Below are 19,962 nucleotides of genomic sequence, written 5' to 3' on the forward strand. Positions count from 1 at the left end.
TAATTTCTCACTAGTAAGACATTCTTTATAACGACCACCGTTTGATTTCCTATTTCTATCATTGCAGCAATTATGCAATAAGTTTATTGTTATTGTATTATTATTTTATTAATTTCACGGTACAACACGATGGGTATGCCCAACCTAAGAACCAATCGACCCACCATCGCAGTTATGACAAATATGATGGCTACACCTTTTTCTGAAGGGGTAATATTCGGTGCGTCGGATTATGCAAAGCAACATCGATATAACGTGATTTGTTTTTCTGGGGCTGCATTTTCTAAACCTTCACCGATTAATATGTCACGCCATCGTATTTTTGAGCTTATAGACACGTCGTTAGTCGATGGCATTGTTGTTCCGATGGGCTCACTAAGCAGGTTTATACCTGAAGATGAGCAAGTTCAGTTCCTCAAACAATTTTCTGACATCCCAATAGTTACTGTCGCCAGTTATCTGCCAGAGTATATGGACGTAGGATATAGCTCACGCCAAGGGATGTGGGAGTTGGTTGCTCATCTTAAAGTACAACACAACGTAGAACGATTTGCGTATGCTGGAGCGACAGGAATACATCGCTCTACAATTGTAAAAAAACAGATGTTAATTGAAGCAATAGAAGCTCATGGATTAAGCTTTGACGAAGAGTTTACTATCACCAGTGACACGCTATTACACGCAGATATTCCCGGACTCGCAAACTTATTCAATAGAGAAAGACACTTATGGCCACAAGCGATTGTCGCTGGTACCGATAATCTAGCTCGTACGACACTCACTGCATTAAAACAACTTGGTATACGAGTACCAGAAGATGTCATCGTGACAGGGTCAATGGGCAGTGACGACAGCTTATTCACAGAGCCATCACTAACCAGTATTGTCGAACCAACTTATGAACTAGGATGGCACGCTGCTGAACGTTTGATCGCAGCCATTGAAGGGCATCCATTTAAAGACAATTTGGTGCTCCCTACTTCACTAAAAATTCGACACTCTTGTGGTTGCAAAGGATCTGACTATGATTTGGTTTCCTTACCACAAGTAGTCGACCAAACATTATCATTATCTAATTTTCATACCTTGCTCAATCAAATAATATCCAACACCCTACCTGAGATTCGCTCTACACTCGATAAAGACATATCTCAACATCTACTCTCTTTATTTATTAATGATATAAATTCTACTAACTCAAATGAATTAATCATTTATCTAAAAGACAAATTGAGTCATTCATTTAAGACAAAAGAGTTATATTTATGGACTAAGTTATCACTTTGTATTCATCACTTTATTATGGAGAGGATTTCTCAGAATAATAATCACATTGAGGCACAGTTAGCATCCGACATATTAAATGTAGTTCAATCATATAATGAAAAAGCCTCACGATATAGGAATTTTGAATCAGATAAATACGTAGGTGTGATGCGAGAAATTGGAATTCAACTTAATTCTCAATTTAACCTAGAAGAAATAAGCTTATTGTTAGCTGATGGATTAAATATTACGGATTACTACATTAGTATATTTGAAGATTTAGATAAACCACAAAGTTTAGTTCGTAATATTATGGCATTAAGAGATAATCATTGCTTAGACGTAGTAACATCTTCCTATAACCCAATGCAGTTGTTGCCATCAGAAATCGAACCCTATGGTGACGTATTTTCTCTATTAGTAATGCCACTTTCTTTTCAAGAAGAGTTTCTCGGGTTTTGTGTTTTTAGCCTTGGTGAACGAAAAGGAGTGATATATGAAGGGCTTCTTACCCTATTCTCCTCCGCCATCAAAAATCAATTACATGTCGAGAATTTGCGAGAAGCCGAGAAGAAATTCAGTGACATTGCTCATAGCGCGTCCGACTGGCTTTGGGAAATTGATACCCAAGGAATCTTTACCTATTGTTCTGATGGCGTAGAAAGTGTCTTGGGATATCAATCTGATATGATTGTCGGAACGCCGCTTGTTAACTTGTTAGAACACCCAAATCCTTTATATGTTTCTGAATTAATGAATTCAATGGCCGGGGATAACGATTTGGTGAGTTATGAGAAATGTTACATAAGCAAAAGCGGATGTCGCAAGGTACTACTTGCCACAGGTAAGCCAATAATAAAACTCGATCGCATAGTTGGATACCGAGGTGCCTATAAAGATATTTCAGACATAAAAGCACACGAAGCTCATATAAAACAGTTGGCTTATTATGACCCTTTGACCAATTTACCAAATCGAACGTCATGCAACATTAAGCTCAATGAGGTCGTGCTACAGTCACGATATAGCCAAAGTAAATTTGCGGTATTATTTATCGACCTTGACGGATTCAAATTAATCAACGATTCAATGGGTCATAACGCTGGTGATATCTTATTACGAAAGGTCACCTATCTATTTGAAAAATGTACCCGTGAATATGATATTTTGACTCGCTTTGGTGGTGATGAATTTGTCTTCATTATGCCAAATATTAATGATAATTCCACGGCGCAACACGTCGCTACAAAAATGATCGACATTTTATCGAGTCCGATTCAGATATACGACCAGTCAATATTTGTTACCGCGAGTATTGGCATTTCAATATTCCCGGAGAATGGCCAATCGGCAGAGTCATTATTAATCAACGCTGACAAAGCGATGTATCAGGTTAAACAAAATGGTAAGAATCGCTTCGCCTTCTACAAACCTGAAATTGAAGAAAAGCTCCAACGAACGGTTTTAATTCGTAACTTACTTCACCGTGCTCTAAGAGAGAATAATTTTCAACTCCAATTCCAACCATTGGTCCATTCGATATCCAAAGAAATCACCGGATTCGAAGCCTTAATTCGTTTAAATGAGCCGGAAGATGATGGCAATCTGGTTGTTGTAGGCCCGGACGAATTCATTCCTATCGCGGAAGAAGTGGGATTAATCGAACAAATTGGTTTTTGGGTATTTAATGCGGTATGTCAGCAACAACGTGAGTGGCAAGATGCAGGTATATTTTTAAAGTGTTCAGTAAACGTCTCTACGAAACAATTCAGAAACCCAAAACTTGCATCTGAGTTTATTTCACTGATTGAGAAGTCAGGAATCGATCCAAAATATTTAACGATAGAGGTTACAGAAAGCGCAGTAATCGATAATGAGGAGAAAGCTCGAGTCATCTTGCAAAAATTATCAGACTACGGCTTAAGTATTGCTATTGATGATTTTGGAACTGGCTATGCATCGCTCAGTTGCTTACAAAACATGCCAGTTGATACCCTTAAAATTGATCGTTCTTTTGTCCACGATTGCACAACAAACCGAGACAATGCGAAAATAATTTCCGCGATTATTACGATGGCAAAAAGTCTAAATCTTACGATAGTCGCAGAAGGTGTTGAAACGGTCGGTGAGTTTGATTTCTTACTCGGATTAGGTGGTGACATTATTCAGGGGTATTACTTTGCTCGGCCACTGTATTCATACCAAGTTCCAAGCTTTTTAAACGCCTTAGATGTTTAAAGTAAACGCTTTTTTAATCTATCAAAACCCAAAAGCCTCCAATCTGCATATTGCTGATTGGAGGCTCCGACCATAGACCAATGTCTTCTTATTCTGTTACTACGAAACCATTACCGTTCACCTAGCGACTCAGAAAGTGTTTTACGCAATGGTTTCAACAGATAGTCGTATAACGTACGATCACCAATACGAATATCAACTTGCGTTGTCATGCCTGGCAGAATCTCTAGTTCCTTACCTGTAGTAGTCGTAACAGGCGTTGTTGGAATGGAGATATGCACACGATAGAAAATTTCATCACCATTAGAGGTTTGTTCTTTTAACGTATCGGGACTGACATAAACCACATTGCCAATCACTCCACCAAAAATAGTGTAATCAAATGGGTCAAAACGAACCATGGCTTCAAGATCTTTTCTCACCAACGCAATATCAAGTGGACTCACTTTGGCTTCAATGATTAATTCGTCATCAATTGGAATGATTTGCATCAGCTCTTCACCGGAACGCAACACCCCACCAATTGTTGTAACTTGAATGTTTTTTACTATCCCAGGCACCATCGCAACAAACACGCTGTCATCCAATTGTTGCTGGCGTTGCATCAGTACTTGTTCATTCTGAGCGATGGAATCTTCAGATTTGGTAAGCTCTTCGCTCGCTTCTTCAAGATAACGGTTTTTGCGAGAGACCAGTTTAGACTCAAGTTCGTTTAACGCACGCTCTGCTCGAATCTCTTCACTACGGTTAACATCACCATGCCGCTTTAATCCTTTCATTAAGTTAACTTCTTCTTTAGCCAACGCAATACCGTCTTCGTAGACCTTGATTTCATCAAGAAGCCCTTGGCGGCGCTGGTTAAATAGCGCCCGCTCAACAGTTAAAATTTCCTGATAATTATTTAGGTCTTCAGGAAACTCCAAGGTTTCTTGACCAGTCACTTCGGCTCTCAATCGTACCGTTTTCGCCTTTTGTGCAAATAATAATGCTTTAATTTCTTCAACTGACGCCGCAAAGCGAGTTTCATCTAATCGTGCTAACACATCACCTTTTTCAACTCGATCACCCTCGCGTACGTTCAAAACCTGTAACACCCCACCGTCAACCGCCTTTATCACTTGTACGCGACTGCTTGCGATCACTTCTCCACTTGCACGGGCAACTTGATCAATACGAAAGACATTCGCCCAAGCAATAAACCCACAAAACCCAATGAATAAAATAAACAAAACAAGCGAGTAAGCACTATTATGTTTTTTACTTAAGCGTTCTGCTCTTCGCAATTGCACGGCTTCTGGGTCATCAAAAAATCGACTAAATAACACGATTTCGCCCTCCATTTGTTACGACTGGTTTAGAGCTCGGGTTCATTGTTTTATTCGTTCCCTGACCTCGGCGAGACATTAACTTAGCCATTACAATATCTGGGCTTCCATCTTCAACTACTTTACCTTGTTCAAGAGCGATTATTCGGTTCGCCATTCTCGAAGCGATACCAGTGCGATGAGTAGAAATAATTAAAATATCATCCGGTTTTACTTTTGAGTTGATTGCATTCAACACCTGTTCGTCACTCTCGTAATCGAGTGATGCAGTGGGTTCATCAAGGAGCCACACTTTAGGTTGTCCTAAGAAGACACGACCTAGCCCAACTATTTGTTTCTGACCACCAGATAATCCTTCGCCACCTTCGCTAATGGGTAAGTCCATATTGCGAGGGCTAGCTGATGCAATTCTATCGATACCAAGAGTTTCACATACTCGCAGTAACTCGGAATCACTGACAGCCCCAGAGAGCGCGAGGTTCGAACGTAACGTCCCTTTAAACAAATGCACATTTTGTGGAAGATAACCGACTTGGTCGCTCACGACCGCTGGGTCGATTTCCCATAACTCCGCATTGCCAAGTTTGACACTCCCTTCAGTCGGACGATATAAGCCTGCTAGCACTTTTAATAACGTTGATTTACCGCTGCCGATCGCACCAACAAGAAGTACTCGATCACCCGCTTTAAAGTCTAATTGAGGAATATTTAATTGCAGCACTGGTGATTCAGGAAATGAAAAACTCACGTCGCGTAGAGCAATCGCATCTGGCGCTTTTTCTGGCACCAACAAGGATTGCTCTGGTTCACGTTCTGTACTTAAATCAAGCAGTCCGTCTACCATAGTAAGAGCTTGAGACACGCCTTGCCATTGAGAGATAATTTGAACACTTCGTGCAATTGGCCCAATGACACGCCCGCCTAAAATACTACAACCGATCAATGCCCCCATACTAAGGTTACCGCTTTCTATCTGTCCAACCCCAACGACAATTGCTGCAACATACGCTAACGATGATAAGCTTCCAACAACATTGATTGTCCGATTACTAATGTCTTTCTGAGTAATATTGTAGCCAGAAATTGAACGAGTAATATCCTTCCATTGATCTGAGAAACGCCAACTTGCGCCGCTCGCTCGTATCGATTCCGATCCACGAATTACATCAACGAGCAAACCTTGGCGTTCGTTACTTCGAATCATTCGTTCTTTCGCTAAGGAGCGTAAACGAGCCTGAGCAAACAGTCCGATCAACAGCGCTACCGGGAGTAGAGCCACATATACCCACGCTATAGGCCCGCCGATAAAGCCGATAAAAATGATAAATACTAAGGCAAATGGCATATCGACCAAGGCGAAAATAACCCCAGAAGAAAAGAATTGTCGAACTGAATCTAACCCACCAACTTGAGCTGCTAATGTCCCAAGACTTTGCGGTCTAGTATCTAGACGTAAGTGCATTACATGTTCGAACACTCGCTGTGATAAATTACGGTCGACGTTACACGATAAGCTGTCCAGTATTCGATTTCGGGCTTGCTTTAGAAACCAGTCGATGAGAATCACGATCCCCATTCCGCTGACAAGTGTCCACAAAGTCGCGTACGCTAAGGTAGGTACTACGCGGTCATAAACTTGCATCGCAAAAATTGACGTCGCTACAGCAAGCAAATTGATCATTAATGTTGCTATCACAACATCTCGTAGCCAACCCTTGGTTCGAAACAGTTCTTGCCACACCATCGCCGAGGCACGTTTACCTTTTGAAGCGCCTTCTGCTGAACTTTTTCCCATATCCGGTGTTTTAAGCCACAAAACTTTCGCCGATTGAAGCATCTCCTCTTCAAGGTCAACCCGTTGGCCATTTTCATCGGACAATAGAATTTTTCCATCTTCACGTTCAGCCACCAGCCATTGATTGTCGAGCCATAACAGTGCAGGTAGGCGTCGTTGGTCAAAACGGTGCCAATTTAGTTCCATTGGCTGTACGCCACGCAATTTCAATTTTTGAAATATTGCGCCAAGACGCGTCAACAATGGTGACCCTGTTAACTCCTCATCAACGGACTTAATAGCGTTATTTAACGCTCCTTGATTTACACTTACATTGAGGCGCTCAAGTAACGCTTTTAAGGGCTGATTTGGTATCGGCAATAATGAAGACGGGTTTTGCGTTGTATTGTTCATCGAGCTACTCCAGTCAACCGATCCAATTGACCAGCCATAATTGCAAGTTTAAGTGTCAGCGCTGAAAATTGCTGATCTGTCTCGATTAACGAATAACGCATCGTCGTCAATTCTCGTTGTTGATTCAGTACCTCCACCCAAGTTTTACGGCTGGTTTCATACTGACGTAAAAATGAAGACATCGTTTTCTCGAGCGATGCCACCGACTTTAGCTGTGATTCTCGTAACTGCTGTTGCAAAGATGCATTTAAGAATAGGTTCTGAGTTTCGCGTTCGACCTCATTTCTGACGCTATCGTATTCGTACTCGGCCGCAACAATTCCCATTTCAGCTCCTTGAGCTTGACTCAAACCCGCGGCACCCATGCCTTCCAATGAGCCTTCGACAACCAGTCCAACTCGTGTTTCGTTGTCATAATAGTTGTTTAGATACTGCTGCACTTTTAACGAAACTGTCGGAAAAAGAGCGCTCTTCTTTTGCTGATGCTGACTTTTTGCCAATTCAATTAACTGTGCGGCATGAGCAATATCTGAGCTATTTTCTAATGTGAGTTGTTTCAAACGCTCTGAAGATGGGAGTTGTAAAAGAGCGGAGTCAATAGCCAGCTCAGCAGTAGTTTCCACACGGGTTAGCGTATTTAGTTCGTTGAGTGCGGATTGTAACTCGGCTTCATAACCAAATTTGTCGGCCGTTGCCTGCAGCAAACGTGATTCTGCCAAGTTAACATCGGCATAGGACGCTAACTGACCACGATGCCGTCGCTTGATCTTACCAAATAGCTGTTGATACGTTTCGACATTACGTGTAGAAACGTCCAATTTATATCTAGCACTCAATACTTGTGTGTACGCTGTGGCAGTGCTTTCCATCAATTCGCGTTTAACCTGCAACAACGCCTGCTCTTCCAACGTATAATTGGATTTAGCTGCCTCAATTGTCGCATCGATTTTGCCAAAGGCCCACAAGGGTTGAGCAACTTCGATAAAGCTCGCATTATCACCTTGAGTTGTAATTGAGCCATTTAGCGATGGGTAACGCCCCGCCTTCGCGGCGTCAATTTGACTGTCTTGAATAGCAAGCTGAGTGTTTTGTCCTTTAACCGCTGGATTATGTTCTAAGGTGGCTTTCAGTGCCCCTATTAATCCAACATTTACATCGTTCGGTGACGATAACATCACAGACTCTTCGGCGACTGAAGGTAAAGGCGTTATAGATAACGACATGAATACAACTACCGATGTGACCAAACTAAATCGCTTTAACACGTAAATACCAACCATTAGCCAGAACTATACTACACAGCAAATCATAACATGATTGCCATAACGACATTTTAATAATGATGAGCTTAAAACCTGATTAACTCAAATTTCCCACTCATAAAGGTTACCCTTTCCACATTCTACCTATGTCAATCTTCGTCTAAATCTTCATCCACCAACGTTCGATTCACTTTAGTTCTCAATAAGGCTGCCTTTTCATGCTCTCCAGTTTCTTCATAAGCCAAAATTAAGTTATCGCGCCAATCTTTTTGCCAAGGGCAAGTGTCGAGTGCTTTCTCAAGCAACTCAATACCGTTTGCGATATGACCTTTACGGCAGTAAATTAACCCCACCATATAGTTCGCAGCGGCATGTTCCGGATTATGATGCAGCATTTTCTTCAAACTCATTTCGGCTTCATCAAGCTTGTTATCTTGAAAAAGAGCAACACCATCTTGTAGAAAACCAGGTTCAGGGAGGGTCAACATATCGGTGATAGGATCCGGCACAATTTTGGCATTGGTTCCCTTAATAAGTGGTTTGAGGTAACGTTGGTAATGTTTCCATTTGGCTTTAGATGTTTTGTAAATCGGCTGACGTACTTGCCATACACTCGCTGTTTTCACTGGCCTATCTAACTCATTAAAACCAAGTACCTGATCTTCCCACTCTACCCCAATATATTTGAGCATTGTACGCGCACTGCCCTCTAGGTCTTCGACTACATCTTCATAGTTGAGTTCCAGAATCTCTCCGGGAAATACTTGATTCCAGTGATGCATTAACAAATTATGATCGGCAAGTTGCTCTCCAATCCAAGTTAAGTCATACGCAAACCCCATACCTCCGAATTTGGCTTGATAATCGGTAAAATAGTTAGAGATTGCGATATCTCTTGGGTCACGGCGAACCGAAATGATTTTTGCATTAGGGAAGAGAAATTTAATCAAACCAACATGTTCAAAGTTGTGTGGTAACTTGTCGACCACATGGATCGCGTCGGGTTTATCCTCCGCCGCGAGTTCTTTAAGTTCCGTAATAATGCTATCACTGATTTTCTTCGCTAAATAAGGTGAAATATCGTCGACACAATCAGGGTAAGTTCGACCAGAGCCGACATGACGTTCCCAGCGTTCTAAACCCTGTTTCCGAGCGGGGATCACACCTAGCTCTCCAGCTCCAAATATCTTGCTATGACCAGAAATAATCTGTTCGACTAATGTGGTCCCTGAGCGAGGCATACCTAAAACAAATACCGGAAGCGAAGAATCGCTACCACACTCTTTACGATGCTGGAATAGCGCCTTACTAAAGCGAGCACGAATACGCGCACACTGATTGCGATGCGCTTTTGGATCATAATTCAGCCGAGCTTTATTAACGTCATTCCCTTCTACTGCGAGCTCGAACGCTTTATCGTAAACTTTTCGTTTTTCGTAAGCAGACGCAATTTGTAATAGCAACCCACTTTTTACGCTACCTTCTAACCCGGGTTGACGGGCGACCTTTTCCATACGATTCAACGTTTCCACATCGTCTGGAAAGCGTCGAGCGTTAATAAGTGAAGAATATCCTTTGGCAGGATCGATCTCTTTAATGCGCTCAAACAGTTCAATTGCCGTATCGATATTTCCGCACTGCATTTGCAGCTGACCTAAGCCAGAAAGTGCGGGTAAAAAGTAAGGGTTATCGTCTAATATCTGATTAAAGAGCGTCTCAGCCAAATCATAATTCTGCTCCTGACTTTCAACTTGAGCGAGTGCGTTTTTAGCTTGAACTTGAAGCTGCTTGATCATAAAAGATGACGTTTGTTGATCTTCTTGTAATGCTTGTGCTTGCTCAATAGCCTGTTCCGCGGCTTTACGTGCACGTTCTGGCATACCGATCAAACATACGGCCGATAAACGAACCCACAAAATGACTTGCTGTTTACCTTGCTCTTTTGCAAAGCGAATCGCTCGGCGCAGTAACTGGGCCGACTGTAAATGACGTCCCAAAACCTGAGCCAGCTCAGCTTGCTGAGAAATTAAATTAAGACTTTGAGGATAATGCTTTAACGCCGAATTTAATGCATCAATGGCCGCATCGTGTTTATCGTGACTTGCCAGCAAAGCCGCATAACCCGCCGTTAATTGAGTCCAATCATTCTCTTCAATATCATCCCTACGCTGTTCGAGCCACTCTTCTGCTTGTACTTGGTTCTCTGTCGCAACCCAGAGCTCTAATTGCAATTGGCGAAGTTGAGCACTAAAGAAATCTTGTACTGATTCGGACAGATCATCATATTGGTGGCCAAACTGATCAATGGCCTTGTCTAAACTTTGTTGGGCATTGTAGAAATCTTTCTCTCTAAGATAAAGACCAATCAACGCATTCCACACCGGCAAGCGATGAGGCGCTAGCTTCACTGATCTTCGGCAAAATTCGAGAGCCTGATGTGGTTCACCCTTAGCCATATAACACCAAGCAAGACGAGCTTGTAATAGAGCGTTTTCAGGATGAGCTTCTTGTGTTTTTTGAAGTAGTGACAATGCATCATCAACGCGCTGTAGTACACAATACACACCGGCAAGATCGATTCGAGCCTCACTATCTAATTGCTCAAGTTGATCTTCCAAGCGTTGACATAAACGGATACTTTCGGTTCGTTCACCTAGGTTAGCGTGTGCTAATGCAAGTAATGGCAACGCTTGCTGGTCATTAGTTTCCGCCAAATACCTTTCCGCAGCCTGAGCTAATTCACTAAATTGTTGCAGATCAACCAAACGACGCAGACTGACAATTAAGGACACCATAACCTCCTGAGAGTTAATGTAAATTTCGCTTTATAACGCGGTATAGTAACAAAATTAGTGTGCTACGTAATAGTGCGTATTGAATTCATATTTTCAAAAGAAAGCCACTACTCATTTAAGTAAGTAGTGGCTTTCTCATCAAAAAAGTAAAGGCAATATAAGGAATACTGCTAACTCGTCGATACACTTGTTGGTAAGGTGTTTATGGTCGATATATTCGCTATTAATGTTGTTGGAGCTAGTACTGCCCACAAATCAACAGGACCACTTGCCCACGTAACTTGACCAGACACCGTCAAGGTTATTCCAGTGCCATTGCCATTCACTTGATCCACCAAAACAATCGCATCATCAGCGCCTAACTCTGAGGCGGAAGTCCATGAAGAAGTAAATGATGATGAGCTGTTTGAATTAACAACAATATAGATAGTGTAACTCGTATCGGTGCTAAATGTACCCGCAGAAGTATTACTTGTAGTAAGGTCGAAAACAACGTCAACTGCCATGGCAATGTCCTGATCATCCATAGCGTTGTTACCCGCAACATCGGTTGCAGAAACACTGACAGTATAATTATCGCCATCGGTATACGCACTCATATCAATATCTGCGGCTGTCCAACTTCCATCGCCTCCAACAGTGGCTGTCGTGCTTGTTACTGTGCTATCGCTGCTATCTTTTATGGTAATCGAAACTATTTGACCTGACTCAATACCTGTTGTTGTACCTGTAATCGTGACATCATTATCTTCGGTGTCATCGACGATATTGTCGGTTTCTATGGCACTAATGGTAATTGTTGCCGTGGTATCTAAAGTATAACTTTGACTCGCCGTCGTACCTTCATTACCTACATCATCAATAACTTTGAATTGAATGCTACTAGAGCCACTGAGAATCGCACTCGTCGTAATAGTAGTCCCACTAATATCACCACTACTTACCTCAGCCCAGCTTGTGCCGCCATCGACAGATATATGCAGAGCCTCGCCAATTACTAGGGACGAGCTTAACGTTGCGGTTACAGTTTGGCTTGCAGTATTGGTGACAAAATCTGTATCTAAACTGCCAGTATCGTTGCTGATATCGATACCGCTTATTGTGGTTGTGGGTACAGTTGTATTTAACGTATAATTTTGACTCGCTATTGCCCCTTCATTTCCTGCATCATCAACAACTTTGAATTGAATACTACTGGTACCGCTAAGCGTCGCACTCGTCGTAACACTAGTACCACTAATATCACTGCTGCTTACCGCGCTCCAACTTGTGCCTCCATCGACTGAGATATACAACGTCTCATCGCTGACTAGAACCGAGCTTAATGTTGCGGTAACCGTCTGACTTGCAATGTTGGTGACAAAATCTGTATCTAAACTGCCAGTATCATCACTGATGTCGATACCGCTTATTGTTGTCGTAGGTACAGTCATATCTAACGTATAACTTTGACTAGCAGTCGTACCTTCATTACCTAAATCATCAATAACTTTGAATTGGATACTACTAGAGCCACTGAGAATCGCGCTCGTAGAAATACTCGTTCCACTAATATCACCACTACTTACCTCTGTCCAGCTTGTGCCGCCATCGACAGATATATGCAGAGCCTCGCCAATTGCTAGGGACGAACTTAACGTTGCAGTGACCGTTTGACTTGCTGTATTTGTGACAAAATCTGTATCTAAACTGCCAGTATCGACGCTGATATCTATCCCGCTTATTGTCGTCGTTGGTGCTGTAGTATCTAACGTATAACTTTGACTCGCTATTGCCCCTTCATTCCCTGCATCATCAATAACTTTGAATTGAATACTACTAATTCCACTAAGGGTCGCACTCGTAGAAATACTCGTTCCACTAATATCACTACTGCTTACTGCGATCCAGTTTGTGCCGGCATCAACAGATATATAAAGACTTTCATCACTTTCTAACACCGAACTTAATGTTGCGGTTACCGTTTGACTTGCCGTACTTGTGATAAAATCAGAATCTGAACTGCCAGTATCGACGCTAATATCTATACCGCTTATTGTCGTCGTTGGGGCTGTAGTATCCCCGATAATCGAAATGCTTGAACTAGCTGTGCTGGTGTTCCCTGCTGAATCAGTTTCAGTATAGTTAAAACTATACGTTATCGCATCGCTTACACTCGCGTTGTAACTCCATGTTGTGCCGCTAACTGTAGCCGCTCCTAATAGCGTTGAACCATCATAAATAGATATCGTTGACCCCAATTCACATGTTCCACTTAACACGATACTGCTGTCATCGGTTGTATCACCATTCGATAGAGGGCCTGTCACACTACCTATATCATCTGTAACAGTAATACTTCCGACACTAGGTGCCGAGTCATCCACATCGTTTACATTTAGCGTTATCGTTTGACTAGAGCTATTACCATATGTATCGGTAACGTCGACGCTAAACTCATACGTATCCTTAGTTTCATAATCTAGTGTTGAATTTAATGTCACTTCCCCAGTAGAACCATCAATAACAAAAGCAGAAGCGTCGGTTCCCGATATGGAATAATTTAACGTATTGTCATCAGTAGCGGTTATCGAATAGACAACTCGCCCACTCTCGCTATTTTCATCAATACTTAACGTTGTCGCTGTCGCCGATGAACCACTGGTTATTATTGGATTGGTGGTATCAATACCCAAGTCTTCAAATATATCAACTAAGCTTTCATCACTGGTACTGCTTCCACTGCCCGAAAAAGCAGCCGCGCCATTATCTAGAATATCGAATCCGTTGCCGGTAATACTTGCCTCTCCGCTATCATCGATCGTTATCTCATCAGATAATGCGTCAAGAGTCGCATCTAAGCCTGTATTACCATCGCCATCAGTATCTATGCTGTCAGCCCCAGACAACATCGCGAGTACTTGACCATAAAGTTCTGCTTCGTCAACGCCGTCACTAGAGTCATAATCTTCATCCAGAACTGTGACACTTCCAGTAATATCAGTAATACCGAATAACGACCCGATAGCATCATTAACGTCATCAATTTCTGATGTTGTCAGCGAAATGCTATCAGCAACAATGCTTGCAGAATCGATGCCCAGTTCACGTACTGCCAATTCCGTTAAGGGAGTTACGCTTACGCTTACTGAACCACCACTGATCGATGTCATTGCAGCAAGTGTCGTATCCAAAGAGGTTACCGCACCGGTTGTTTCATCAATATAAGTTGCAGCGCCACTACTAGGGTTTGAAATAACCACTACTATCGGCCCTTCGTAATTAGAGTTAAAGCTTAAAGATACATCGCCATTACTCATGTCTACTTCTTGGCTAGTAAGAAGGTTCCCACTTTGATCGTAAACGCTAGCGGTGACACTTGAAGTAAATTCGCCCGCTACAGCAGAGACGGTTACAGATACACTAGAGGAAGAAGTCGAACCGCCGGAACCACCACCGGAACTCCCACCGCCCGCTAAGGCAGCTAGTCCCGCTGCACCCACAACTCCGAGTGTTGTGTAAAGAAACGTATTACTGCCCGATTCCGTATTATTGGTAAAATCATAATCGGAATCATTACTTGTACTCGGCTCAATCAATGTATTCGTCGAGGCAATATCCGTTGTCGTAACAGCATCGATAATGGGTAGTTCTTCGATAACCTCATTAAATGCAGTATCATCTGTAATCGGTGTTGATTCTATAACATCACGTATCGCGAACTCTTCGACACCCGTGTCAGCATCAAATGAGTCAATCTCTGAATTCCAAACAACACCAGGTTCAGAACCCACATCGCCACCCAGAACAAAACTGTCTTCGCCAGTCGACGAATTAATATGACCATCAAATGAATATGCTGGCGAATCACTTATTTCGGCATAGAAGCCCTCTAACACCGCTACTGGATGTTCGTCGTGAATGATTTCTAACCGGTCAAGGTAATGCCTAAGCTCAAGATCATCAGTAATAGCATTCCCCTTACTATCAACCAGTGTATACACTGCACCAGGCTGAGCTTGATGAAGCATATGAAATTGACTTAATCTTAAAAAGGAAGTTTGACCATCTGAAGCGACGACCTTGAGCTGAAAAGACATATGGGTACCTACTTTATTATTGTCTATAAGATTGATATCAAAACAATTCACTAATTAATTTTAGTTAAAAACTAGGTATTCGCAATTTAAGTATAAGTTGATGTATAAATCATCAGCGAAGTTGAAAGAAGCAAGGGGGAATTAGAAACCTGTATACGCATTAAAATTGACTCAGTTTAAGAGTATTATCACTGGGAAATTTACGTTTTTCAGCTAGTAGATTAGACAATTAGGCTTAAATAAAGAGTTTACAGCGAGGACAAAATTATCATACTGCTATTACACTTAGAGATATAAGTGCAATAGCAGCGATTCAATTAGTTCAATGTGTATATTATGTAGGTAGTGCAGCACTCGTTGGCAATATGTTTGTATAGTTTATCGCTACTGGCAATTGAGACCCATTGGTAATGTTAGCAATCGACCCGTCCCATAGATCAACTTGATGAATATTACTAACTTGTGATGTCCATCCTACAGTCCCAGAATTAATACGATTTGAGATATCGCCATCCCATGTTTCCGTCCCGCTGACAAAAGTTATTGAGTCATCATTACCTAAATTATTCGGCTGTGTCCACTGCTCAACTGCAGTTCCATCATAATCACCAGCAACAACATAGATAGAGTAAGTTGTATTAGCATCGAATGATCCACCATTGCCCGTAGAGTCACCCGTTGCTAAGTCAAATACCACAGTCGCTGTACTGTTTTCATTAAGATCATTAACCGCTAACGTGACATCTTGAGTTGATGAGTTCGAAGATGAATCCGTTGCAGTCACGGTAAACGAGTAGCTTGGTTTCGACTCAAAATCTGGGTCGACATTCAATGTAACTGCCCCCGTTGATTCGTTAACACTAAACAAACCCGCGTCAGCTCCTGAAATACCGTATGTGACACTGCTATCATCAACAGCTGCTGCGGTGTATACCACTTGACCACTTCCACTGTTCTCATCAATAGCATTTGCAACGGCATTACTTGAAAATACAGGAGCAGATACATCTGTATCGGCGACATCATTAACCGCTAGACTCACATTTTGAGCCGATGCGTTACCAAATGTATCGGTAGCAGTAATCGTGAATGAATAACTGGTTTTTGTTTCATAATCAGGTGAAGCTTTTAATGTTACCGCGCCCGTTGAAGAGTTAAGATTAAAGGCGCTGAAATCGGCTCCGGTAAGACTGTAAGTAACTGCGCTGGCATCGGTTGCAACTGCCGTGTAAACCAATGTACCGGCACTAACGTTTTCATCTACTGAAGCAGTTGGACTACTAGTAAAGGTAGGCGCCGTTATATCTGTATCCGCGAGATCGTTTACCGCCAACGTAACATTTTGAGCCGATGCGTTACCAAATGTATCGGTAGCAGTAACCGTGAATGAATAACTGGTTTTTGTTTCATAGTCAGGTGAAGCTTTTAATGTGACCGCGCCCGTTGAAGAATTAAGATTAAAGGCGCTGGAATCGGCTCCGGTAAGACTGTAAGTAAACGCGCTAGCATCAGTTGCAACTGCTGTGTAAACCAATGTACCGGCACTAACGTTTTCATCTACTGAAGCTGTTGGACTACTAGTAAAGGTAGGCGCCGTTATATCTGTATCCGCGAGATCATTTACCGCCAACGTCACATTTTGAATCGATGAATTCAAAGAAGAATCTGTTGCGGTCACGGTAAACGAATAGCTTGGTTTCGACTCAAAATCTGGGTCGGCATTTAATGTCACAGCCCCTGTTGTACTGTTAATGCTAAATGAGCCCGCGTCCGCTCCTGAAATACTATATGTGACACTGCTATCATCTGCCGCAGCAGCTGTGTATACGACCTGTCCGCTACCGCTATTCTCATCAATAGCATTTGCAATGTTACCACTTGAAAAGACTGGGGCTGAAGTGTCTATGTCTATGACAGACAACGTTACATTTTGATTGGTCTCGTTGCCTGCTGAGTCAGTTGCAACAACAGTAAAGTTATAACTCGATTGACTATCGAAATTTGGGTTATTCTTTATCGAAACCTTACCATTCGAGCTGTTTATGGTGAAGCTGTCTTTATCAGCTCCTGACAAACTATACGTTACGCTACTATCATCAGTCGCTATTGCGGTGTAAACCACCTGATTACTGCCACTGCCTTCTTCTATCGAAGCAACGTTAGAACTGGTGAATACCGGTGCGGTGTCATCAAGATTGTTTATCGATAAAGTAACTGGTTTATCCGATGAATTCCCGTTTGCATCAGTCGCCCTAACGGTAAACGAGTAACTCGACTTTGCTTCATAATCAGGAGAAGCTTTAAGCGTCACCTTGCCAGTTGAACTATTAATATTAAAGCTATTTGCATCAGAACCGGTAAGGCTATAAGTTACGGAATTTTGGTCGGTGGCAACGGCGGTATAAACTAATGTACCCGCATCAACATTTTCATTTACTGAAACTGAACTTGAACTTGTGAAAGCTGGATTGGTATCATCGACATCCTTTATGTTCAAAGTAACATTCTCTGTATCACTGTTACCTGCTTTATCTGTCGCTGTTACGGTAAACGAATAACTCTGCTTTGTTTCATAATCAGGAGAGGCCTTTAATGTAACATGACCTGTTGAGCTATTAATGCTAAAGAAGCTCTTGTCTGCACCTGATAAACTATAAGTCAAAGATGAGCTAGTGCTAGCGCTGTCATCGATGTCCGCTGTATCAGCAGCCGTAACAGTATAAACCACCTGACCATTACCACTATTTTCATTGATTGCAGCCGCTACCGTACCACTCGTAATTTCAGGATCACTTTCATCAAGATCATTCACCGCAATAGTTACAACGTCACTTGAAAAGTTACCTTCGACATCAGTCACAGTTACGGTAAATTGATAGTTAGGCTTAGCCTCAGCATTGGGGTTGGTCTTTAGCGTAACTTTACCTGTTGAAGAATCAACACTTAAATCTGAGTCAACGTTACTAAAACTGTAGGTTAATTTACCACTGCCTTGATCCGTCGCTTTGAGTTCATATACAACTTGATTTGATCCACTATTCTCATCCACAGTAACAGAGCTTGGACTATTTATAGAAGGCGCATCTTCATCCACATCCGTAATTGCAAGATTTACAGTTTTACTAGTGTCGTTTCCATAACTATCAGTGGCAGTAATTGTAAATGTATAACGAGGCTGAAATTCAAAGTCTGGGTCTGCAATTAGTGTGACTGTCCCTGTTGAGCTATTTAAGCTAAATGCGTTTGCGTCTGCGCCTGATAATGAATAGGTTAGCGTGCTGTCATCTGTTGCCGCTACTATATAGACTACTTGTCCTGCACCACTATTTTCAGCAAGCGTCTTCGCATTTGAACCACTTGTGATTAGAGGATCAACGGTATCAATAAGGCCACCTAAATCTATTCCACTATCGTCACTCTTTTCAAAGGTATCGGCGCCTTTTTCAAGTATTCCAGTCCCTGCTTGAGTTATCGATGCAGCACCACTTGAGCTAATAGTGATTTCATTAGATAGCTGGTTGATTGTTTGTGAAAGACTTCCAGTATTAGTATCAGCGCCAGAAAGCATTGCCAGCACTTCACCATACAATTCGGCATCTGTATTTCCATCGATATAGTCGTCATCTAACACGGTAACGACATTACCGGTAATATCTGTAACGCCAAATAGAGAACCAATCGCCTCATTGACAGCAACATCTTCACTAGACACAGAGATGTTATTGAGATCTATCCCAGCTTTTTGTACTGCAAGTTCGGTAAGAGGAGTAACACTAACCTCGACCGAGTTTCCGGAAACTGTCGTCATTGCGCTTAACGTTGTAGTAAGGCTTGTACCTACTCCACTAGTTTCGTCGATATAATCGGCACCGGTCCCATTGATATCTGATATTACGACCAATACTGGGCCGGAATAGCTTGAACCTAATGTTAATGACACGCTGCCATTACTCATGTCCACATTTTGGCTAGTTAAAACGTTTCCAAATTCATCATAAACAGTAACACCGACAGTAGAAATAAACTCACCGGCAAATGCTGATACGCTAACTGATGTAACAGCGGATGAACCACCACCGCCGCTCCCACTATCACTTCCGCCAGCTAGACCTGCGACACCGGCTGCTCCGAGTACACCAAGGGTTGTGTATAAAAGGTTATTTCCGCCTGAATCAGAATTACCGGATTCAATAATAAAGCCATCAGTTGGTTCGTCAGTAGATATGCTTACGATATCTGAATCAGTGGTCGTGACTCCGGTGTCCGTTAAACCTTCAAGACCAGTATAAGAATCTTGAGTTACTTCTTCCAAAGCTTCATTAGTGACAGTGTCACCTAATTCTGGTTCCGTTAGAAAGACTGTAGTAGTTTCAAGTTCAATTAACTCTTCTACACCAGAATCTAGATCAAGAGAATCAATTTCAGAGTTCCAAACCACGCCAGGTTCGGACCCTACGTCGCCACCGGCAACTAAAGTCCCATCTAATTCTTGTGAACCGTTAGATGACTCAAAATCGCCATTAAATGAATATACCGCAGGTTGATCCATTGCAGTATAGAAATCTTCTAAGATCGCTACAGGGCGTTCATCATGAATAATTTCGAGCTTATCCCGGTAGTGTCTAAGTTCTATGTCTTCGACAACTGAATTACCATTACTGTCAACCAAAGTATAAATGGCACCAGGTTGCGCATAGTACACCATATGAATTTCGCTTAATCGCAAAAAGGAAACTTGACCATTGGATACAACTTTAAGCTGTAGAGACATACCGCTACCTACTATCAATTAATCTAACTTATGCAACA

7 protein-coding genes are annotated in these 19,962 nt (G+C 42.1%); 1 reads left to right on the forward strand and 6 read right to left on the reverse strand.

Translation table 11 applies throughout. From position 1 onward, the window contains the following. Positions 1 to 129: 129 nt before the first annotated feature. Positions 130 to 3,504 (forward strand): EAL domain-containing protein, encoded by a 3,375-nt coding sequence (locus ACXJY6_RS12565; RefSeq protein ID WP_458768566.1) that lies wholly within the window; start codon positions 130 to 132, stop codon positions 3,502 to 3,504. 110 nt (positions 3,505 to 3,614) lie between these two features. Here ACXJY6_RS12565 and ACXJY6_RS12570 read toward each other — a convergent pair whose 3' ends face one another. The 6 genes from ACXJY6_RS12570 to ACXJY6_RS12595 all read right to left on the reverse strand — a co-directional run bounded on the left by ACXJY6_RS12570 (position 3,615) and on the right by ACXJY6_RS12595 (position 19,924). Beyond that, positions 3,615 to 4,829, reverse strand: coding sequence for a beta-barrel domain-containing protein (locus ACXJY6_RS12570; RefSeq protein WP_456049907.1), 1,215 nt, complete (start codon positions 4,827 to 4,829; stop codon positions 3,615 to 3,617). Next, positions 4,819 to 7,017 carry an ATP-binding cassette domain-containing protein gene (locus tag ACXJY6_RS12575; protein WP_458768567.1) on the reverse strand — a complete coding sequence of 733 codons (2,199 nt, stop codon included), beginning with the start codon at positions 7,015 to 7,017 and terminating at the stop codon, positions 4,819 to 4,821. The genes ACXJY6_RS12570 and ACXJY6_RS12575 overlap by 11 nt, the downstream gene beginning before the upstream one ends. Beyond that, positions 7,014 to 8,240 (reverse strand): TolC family protein, encoded by a 1,227-nt coding sequence (locus ACXJY6_RS12580; RefSeq protein ID WP_458768568.1) that lies wholly within the window; start codon positions 8,238 to 8,240, stop codon positions 7,014 to 7,016. Before ACXJY6_RS12580 ends, ACXJY6_RS12575 begins: the two co-directional genes overlap by 4 nt. A 188-nt stretch (positions 8,241 to 8,428) precedes the next feature. Next, positions 8,429 to 11,074, reverse strand: a complete 2,646-nt coding sequence (locus ACXJY6_RS12585) for a sulfotransferase (protein ID WP_458768569.1) — start codon at positions 11,072 to 11,074, stop codon at positions 8,429 to 8,431. A gap of 170 nt (positions 11,075 to 11,244) precedes the next feature. Further along, positions 11,245 to 15,153: a beta strand repeat-containing protein gene (locus ACXJY6_RS12590; RefSeq protein WP_458768570.1), complete on the reverse strand. Its 3,909-nt coding sequence runs from the start codon at positions 15,151 to 15,153 to the stop codon at positions 11,245 to 11,247. Positions 15,154 to 15,487: 334 nt separating this feature from the next. Continuing rightward, positions 15,488 to 19,924 (reverse strand): beta strand repeat-containing protein, encoded by a 4,437-nt coding sequence (locus ACXJY6_RS12595; RefSeq protein ID WP_458768571.1) that lies wholly within the window; start codon positions 19,922 to 19,924, stop codon positions 15,488 to 15,490. Between the last annotated feature and the right edge of the window lie 38 nt (positions 19,925 to 19,962).

Source organism: Vibrio phycocola, assembly GCF_054404255.1.